At 37.8% G+C, this 1805-nt stretch carries 2 protein-coding genes; both read right to left on the reverse strand.

All coding sequences use genetic code 11. The annotated features are described in order from the left end of the window. Nucleotides 1-994 (reverse strand): hypothetical protein (locus ACY65O_RS12705; protein ID WP_462221231.1); only part of this gene is annotated, 994 nt, incomplete at its 3' end. 97 nt (nucleotides 995-1091) lie between these two features. Then, the gene (locus tag ACY65O_RS12710) at nucleotides 1092-1760 is read right to left on the reverse strand and encodes a sigma-70 family RNA polymerase sigma factor (protein WP_462221232.1); all 669 of its coding nucleotides are present in this window, start codon (nucleotides 1758-1760) and stop codon (nucleotides 1092-1094) included. Between the last annotated feature and the right edge of the window lie 45 nt (nucleotides 1761-1805).

Genomic DNA, 1805 nt, shown 5'->3' on the forward strand with positions numbered 1-1805 from the left:
CGACAACACTGCTGCGGGCGGGCCGTCCGAGTGCTGCCAATTTATCTGTTACCATATCAGGATTGTGGCGTTTGTTTCCTGCGCCAGTTTTAGCTGCTACTGGATATTTTTTTGCATTGTTAAGACGCTCATCAAAAAAAGTTCCGTTTCCTGCCAGTTCAAGATTGGCAACATAAGCATTCCAATAAGTAATGTCGCCCCAGCCGCCAGTCCATGTATGATTATTACCACCAGCATGTCCGAATGCTTCCGGTATTAATGTTGCACCAGATTTACCATCAGGTCTGAATGCCTTGCCGTCCAAATTGAGCAATGCATCAAATTTTCCCGGACCCCAACTTGCTAAAACTTTTTTAACCGTGGCTACATCCACACCTAATGCATCGGTAAGTGGCTTTAAATTGGGAGCCATTGATACAATTGCTCCAACGTTTAAATCACGGTTTGCCCAACCGTCCAGGCGATGGCCAATGCCCGGTGCAAAGGCATCATCAACTGTTGAATGACAGGAAGCGCAGGTAAGCCCTATAGCTTTGAGATTTTTTTTGTCATCAAAAGTTCCTTTTACACCCACCACAGCATTCAGTTGTAATAGTGTAAGCGTAACAGCAGGGTCGTCTAAATTTACTTTTCCGGCTTTAATGGCTGCTGCCACATCAGCAGGAATAACATCCATATCTACTTTTAAACCTGCTGCCAATGCAGCTTTGGGAGATAACCCTGCACCAACGCCTCCATTTTTTTCACCAGCAATAGCTTTGTTTAATTGCAGTGCATCTGTCCAGTAAGTTTCATCACCAAAAGTTTCAAAACGAAATGTTTGTTTTCCTTCTGCAAGCATTTGTTTAGCGTTGTCAGCAATCGGGTCGTCACTTTCTTTATTAACGCTGGAAGTTTGTGCTGTGGAAGAATTGGTACATCGTATAAGAGATAGGGAAACAATAACCATAAAAATGATGCCCGATAAAATAAGGGCTATTGAATTTTTTTTCATTTTAGTAAAGTTTAGTTAGTTAATATAAAATTGTTACACAGATAAAATGTTACACAATTTGAAAAAAAAATTATAACATTCACACCCTTTGGTACTATTAAAGTGTACTAACAGGCGTGTAATTTTTAATTTTATCCATCACGCTGTTGGTTATGGCATTGCAGTACACCAGGTTAAATTCAAAAATATCTGTAGCGGTGTAGGTTTTTTCTATTTCTTTTCTCAACATTGTTTTGGCCCGGTTAAGCCTCACTTTTACATTGGTTTCGCTAATGTTTAAAGCTGCTGCAGTTTCTATTACATTCAACCCATTCATTTCTCTTAAAGAAAAAACCAACCTGTAATCTAAAGGAACCTGCTGCAAAGCATTTTCAATTACTGTATTTAATTCCCTGTTGATAACTGTTTTGCCGGCGTCGGTATTTTGCTCTTGCTGAAACATAGGTATTGATTTATCAATTATTTCATTTGACACTTCATTTTTAAAACTGAATTTTTGTTGTTTTCTAAAACAATTATGCAGCATTATTTTTATTAGCCAGGTTTTAAAAGAAGAACGGTTTTCAAATTTTTTTAAACTGGCATAAGCATCGATATAAGTATCCTGCATAAGGTCCTGTGTATCCTGGTGGTTGTAATTATAGGAGCGGCCTGTTTTGTAAAGAAAAGAATTATACCTGCGTATAAGCAGTTCAAATAATTCAAATTCTCCATTCAATATTTTTTGTATAACTGCTATGTCGTCATATTGCCCCAATGCTTTCATATTACCAATTTATTTTTTACCGGCATAATAATTTGTGCCAGTTTT

The sequence above is a fragment of the Ferruginibacter sp. genome, assembly GCF_031430955.1.
In the GTDB taxonomy this organism is placed as follows: domain Bacteria; phylum Bacteroidota; class Bacteroidia; order Chitinophagales; family Chitinophagaceae; genus Ferruginibacter.

Excerpts from the sequence above, each read along its gene's own strand:
- ACY65O_RS12710 (WP_462221232.1), bottom strand. The coding sequence starts at position 1,760 with ATGAAAGCATTGGGGCAATATGACGACATAGCAGTTATACAAAAAATA.